Annotated in this window: 4 protein-coding genes and 1 tRNA gene; 4 read left to right on the forward strand and 1 reads right to left on the reverse strand. The window is 43.8% G+C overall.

The window, feature by feature from the left end:
* The 4 genes from F1E73_RS16160 to F1E73_RS16175 form a co-directional block, all read left to right on the forward strand.
* The coding region (locus F1E73_RS16160) for a T9SS type B sorting domain-containing protein (RefSeq protein ID WP_150452540.1) at positions 1 to 3,464 on the forward strand (3,464 nt) is incomplete at its 5' end.
* A 19-nt stretch (positions 3,465 to 3,483) separates the two neighbouring features.
* Complete coding sequence (locus F1E73_RS16165; RefSeq protein ID WP_150452541.1) at positions 3,484 to 4,431, forward strand: PorP/SprF family type IX secretion system membrane protein; 948 nt, start codon at positions 3,484 to 3,486, stop codon at positions 4,429 to 4,431.
* 328 nt (positions 4,432 to 4,759) lie between these two features.
* On the forward strand, positions 4,760 to 5,116 hold the full coding sequence (gene folB / locus F1E73_RS16170) for a dihydroneopterin aldolase (RefSeq protein WP_150452542.1): 357 nt from the start codon (positions 4,760 to 4,762) through the stop codon (positions 5,114 to 5,116).
* Positions 5,117 to 5,168: 52 nt separating this feature from the next.
* Positions 5,169 to 5,242, forward strand: a tRNA-Cys gene (locus F1E73_RS16175).
* A 103-nt stretch (positions 5,243 to 5,345) separates the two neighbouring features.
* Here F1E73_RS16175 and F1E73_RS17965 read toward each other — a convergent pair.
* On the reverse strand, positions 5,346 to 5,546 hold a 201-nt coding region (locus tag F1E73_RS17965; RefSeq protein WP_223883486.1), incomplete at its 5' end, for a hypothetical protein.

Below are 5,546 nucleotides of genomic sequence, written 5' to 3' on the forward strand. Positions count from 1 at the left end.
ATTCAGTGGGAACCAGTGTTACTGGAGGAGCGCGACAGGCCTCCAATGTGTTCAACGTATTGGCTCCGGGCGATTATACCGCCATCGTTTACGATACCTCTGGCTCTGGTTGCGACGCCCAGGTACCGGTTACTTTGGAGACCGCTACTCCTGTGACCTTTGATACACATACGCTGGAAGACGTATCCTGTAATGGAGGAAGTGACGGTAGCATTCGTATAAACCTCATGCCTCGGGCAATAGGTGTTAACGATAATCCAATATACACCTATAATCTGTATGATATAGGTGGAATTCTAATCGCGGGACCTCAGAACAATCCGCTTTTTACGGGATTAACTGCAGCAGACTATATTGTAGAAGCCATTTCTGAAAGGAATTGTTCCTTGAGAGAAACGGTAACTATTGTAGCGCCAGATCCTGTAGGGGTAACTGCCAGTGCTACTAGTTTTACGTGTAATGCTACTAATAAGCCAGGGCAGGCAGTAATTACAGCTGCGGGAGCAGGGGGAACAGCTCCTTACACCTATAGTATAGATGGGGTGAACTTCTTTACCTCCAACACCTTTAATATTACTGACAATGGGTCTGATAGAACTATAACCGTGACCATCAAGGATGATAACGGGTGTACTGCAGCTACCACAGTGAACATTAGCACGCTGAATAAATTCACAACATTAATATCCAAAGATGCCAACATATCTTGTGTAGGACCAGAGGTAATAACCATTACTGCCAACGACAATGGCGATACAAACAATACGTATAGCTTCCAGTTATTACCTGTAGGCAATACCAATGCTACCCTTATTAGTACACCTACTTACAACAGTGCTACCTTTGAGTTGCATGCAGTAGGAGTTTACACCTTTAGGGTAACCGACACTTCTACGGGTTGCTATGAGGATACGGCAAATTATATGATTGCTCCTTACGATCGGATCAAGGTTAGCGCTACGGCTAGTACGCCAGTGACCTGTTTTGGGGACACTAATGGATCATTGGAAATTAATGTTACTGGCTATTCAGGGCCGTATAATTATACAGTTTATACTGCTGGAGGTGGAGCCACCCCAATTTCGGGATCGGCCACTACCGCTACTAATCCGTTGACTATAACCGGACTTTCCGGAGGGAATTATTATGTAAAGGTTACGGAATTAGATGCACCGGAATGTACGGAGGATTCCAACACGGTTCGTATAATATCCCCAGATAGGGCTCTTAGCGCGGTTGTAGATGCCATCGCCAACGTTACCTGCTCCAATGATCAGGGTGAAATTTTGGTAGATCCAAGTGGAGGGTACGCGCCTTACGATATAGTACTTACCAATACCATCACTTCAGAGGTATATAATGCAACTGATGTGAGGAGTATGGTTTTTGACGGACTTTCCGCTGGGGATTACACCGTAGAGATAACCGATGCCAATGGGTGTATCCTAAATGATAGCATCAATTTGGTACGGCCGGCCCCAATCAGTGCCGATATTACTCCGTTAAGCACCACCTTGGTCTGTTATGGCGATAGTGATGGTGCCATAAGTGCTATCAATATGACGGGTGGAGAAGGGGTATACCAATATCAATTAAATGTATACGACCCCACGGGAACAGTGATCACCTTTACTTCGGGAGGACAGCTTAGTCCTGATTTCAACAACCTAAGTGCGGGTATTTATTCCATTACCGTATCGGATGGTTGGGAATGTGATTTTGAAACGGTACAGGTAAGTATTGTGGATCCTACGGACGTGTATGCTTCTCTAATAAGAACCAGTCCGTTGAGCTGTACTATGGATGCCCAATTGGAACTTACTGCATCGGGCGGTACAGGACCTTATCAATACAGTGAGGACGGTATCAATTATTTCCCGATGAGCGGCGGAAACACCCATACTTTCAATGTGGCTGCCGGGAGGTATAGCTATTATGTGATGGACGCCTTTGGATGTGGCTCTGTTTTATCCAACGAAATAAACGAAACCGCCATTGCACCATTGTCAGTTGCCCTGGATACCTCGGCAGCAATCATCAACTGTAACGGGGATAGTACGGCAAGCATCACTGCCAAGGCAGCTGGAGGGCTCGGAAACTATCGCTATGAGCTCTTTACCGATGCTAGCTTTACCAACAGGGTTGCTGCTCCGCAAACTTCTGGAAGGTTTAATAATCTTACTGTGGGTAGCTATTACGTAAGAGTTACCAGTGAGGATTGTGTAGTAGCGTCTAGTGCGATCAATATTACCGAACCTACGCCCTTGGTGGTCGATAGTAGTTATACGGATGTATCCTGTAACGGGGCCAATGATGGACGAATTTCCGTTCAGTTATCAGGAGGATCCGGAGGCTATCAGTATGCTATTTCACCAGATCTGGACAAATTTGATACGGTAAATACCTTTACCAATCTGGCACCTGGGGATTATAATGTAATAGCCCAGGATATTAATGGTTGTTTCGAATTTTTGAACTTTACCATTAATGAGCCTTCCCCGATTACAACCTCGGCCACAACAAGTCCGGAAATTTGTATTGGGGAGGAAGACGGGACAATATCCTTAAATATTACCGGAGGTACCGCTCCGTATAGCACCAGTATCAACTCCACCGCGGATGCCGACTTTGTACAGGATAGGACCGATTTTTCTGGATTGGCGGCAGGGACCTATGCCATATTTGTAAGGGATGCCCAGGGTTGTCAAATCAACTTGGCGGTTGTCGTAGATCCGGGAGTAAACCTAAAAGCAACCGTAACGCCCGTTTATGAATGTACGGGGAGTACACCTAATAATTCCCTGGAAGTAATCTTAGATGATCCCACAGTAGCATCAGAGGTGCTATATGCCTTGGACTCCACGGATCCAAATGATATGGTCTTGGAGCCTAACTTTAGAAACATAAGTCCGGGGGACCATTATTTGGCCATCAGTCATTCTAACGGATGTGTGGATACCATCGCGTTCACGATTGCAGATTTTGAACCGCTAGTACTGACGTTGGAGCAAAATAATATCAATGAAATTACGGCAATTGCTACCGGTGGTCAGCCTGGATACACCTTCTATTTTGGGAATGTGGATAATGGGGAGGACAATACCTTCTATATAAAGGAAACTGGTACCCATACGGTACGAGTGGTAGATGAAGCTGGTTGTGAAAGTATCGCCCAGATCTTTATGGAATTCATCGATATAGAAGTTCCCAATTTCTTTACGCCCGATGGTGATGGAAAAAATGATACTTGGAGACCTAAGAATATGGAAGGGTTCCCAAAAATACTAACCATCATCTTTGACCGTTATGGTAGGGAGGTTTACAGAATGGGTCTAAATGACGAAGGATGGGACGGCCTCTATAAAAATTCGGAACTACCCACCGGGGATTACTGGTATGTAATAAAACTGAAGGGGGAGAACGATGATCGGGAATTTGTGGGGCATTTCACCCTGTATAGATAAAAATATATGTATGCTTAGAATGCGCAATTTAATAGTGATTTTAATGGTTATGGGAACCGTGGCAGCAAGGGGACAGGAACTAAATTCCCCCCAGCTTTCGCAGTACCTGGCAGACAACCCCTTTGTACTGTCTCCCACCTATGCGGGAATAGGAGATCACGTTAAAATTAGGCTCAACGGATTGGCGCAATGGGTAGGCATAAAAAATGCGCCCAGGACCCAATCCCTGGCTGCCGATATGCGTTTGGGGGAAAAATCGGGAGTAGGACTGTTTTTATACAACGATTCCAACGGTTATACCAAGCAGCAAGGAGCACGTATGTCCTTTGCCCACCACCTTACCTTGGATCGATATGAGGACGAATTTCTCTCCTTTGGACTCTCCTATAACTTTAACCAGTTTCGGTTGGATGTGGGTGAATTTACGGACGCTGGATTTGACCCAGGGGTGACCGATGATCGCTCTACTTCTAACCACAACTTTGATGTAGGGGTGCTCTATCGGAAAAATGCCTTCTACCTAAGCCTAAATGCCTCCAACGTGATCAATAAGGATGTCTATATTTTTGATCCCATCTATGAGCCCAACAAACTGCGAAATTTCTATCTGTATTCCGGTTATCGATACAAGAAATCCAAGAATAGCAATATGGAAATAGAACCCTCCGTTTTGTATAAAATATTTGAGAGTGATGGTAGATCGGAAGCGGATATTAACCTAAAGTTCAGATTTTACGATTTTGAGGACTATTATTATGTGGGGGCTACCTATCGATTTTTAAACGACCAATTGGGTAGACCCTTGTATGTGGCCCCATTGGCCGGACTTAAGAAGAATAATCTATATTTTGGATATTCATATCAGGTCATATTAAATGAAATACTGGGCTATAGCACCGGAACCCATGTGGTTACTATAGGAGTGGACCTGTTTCAAGGGATCAGTAATTGTAGATGTACGTATTAGGTTGATTTGAAGATGTGTTGATTTGGAGATTTGGAAATGGGGAAATGAAGGGGTTGATAAGCTTTTTATCTAATGTATCAATGTACCAATGTAACAATTGATTTGAAGATGTGTTGATTTGGAGATTTGGAAATGGGTCGATTTGGAAATGGGTTAATTTGGAAATTGTGAGGAACTGAAATTCGCCATTATTCTGTTCCGTAGGTGGACAACTAGAAAGGAATCATATCTGAATTGCCACGACTTTTAAGTCGTGGGTAATAATTATATACTAAAACCCCTTGGGGTACGCTGGGATTGATTTAGTTTTGCACAAAACTAGGAATCAGTGGGGAAAGTAAAAGTTAGTAATATAAGGGCTTATGCCCATCATGGCTGTTTAGGGGAAGAAACAATTATTGGAAGTGAATACCGCGTGGATGTGGTAGTATGGGCCAACTTAGATTCGGCCGCCATCTCCGATGAGCTGGTAGATACGGTAGATTATGTACATATAAACCATGTTGTTAAGGAAGAAATGGCCATACCCTCTAAACTATTGGAGCATGTGGGAAAACGAATTTTAGATCGCATCCTGGAAGAAATTAGCATGGTAAAGAAGGTGGAAGTGGCTGTCACCAAAATAAATCCGCCCATTGGCGGGGATGTGGAAGGAGTGACCATTGTACTGAAAAGAAAAAGATAGTGCCTTTAACTTTTTGATATTTAAAAAAAGTACTACCTTTGCACTCCTAAAGGGCATTGTGGCCGAGTGGCTAGGCAGAGCTCTGCAAAAGCTTGTACAGCGGTTCGAATCCGCTCGATGCCTCCAAAAAAGAACCCTCTAACATTAGAGGGTTTTTTTATTCCCGGATGTTTTTGGTGTAGGCTGTGGCAGTAATGCTGGTCTTGTATGTTCGCTTACAATATAGATGTTAGCATTTTCTAGTGCGATATAAGTCCCGTAACATAGTACTATGATTAATGTAACCGTAATTAATCCCTCCGGTTTGCACTTTCAGGCAAACCACCTCCCTTTGAAAAAGGGAGGAGCTTAATTTTGTTTCCTTGGAAGTGGTCAACCTATATCTGGGACGTACACCATTGTTTATTGCTAATTGTTTACTGGAAAGCAG

This window comes from Arenibacter lacus (assembly GCF_008711145.1).
Classification (GTDB): domain Bacteria; phylum Bacteroidota; class Bacteroidia; order Flavobacteriales; family Flavobacteriaceae; genus Arenibacter; species Arenibacter amylolyticus.

Coding starts and splice junctions, on each gene's coding strand:
- F1E73_RS16165 (WP_150452541.1), top strand. CDS start 3,484: ATGCGCAATTTAATAGTGATTTTAATGGTTATGGGAACCGTGGCAGCA.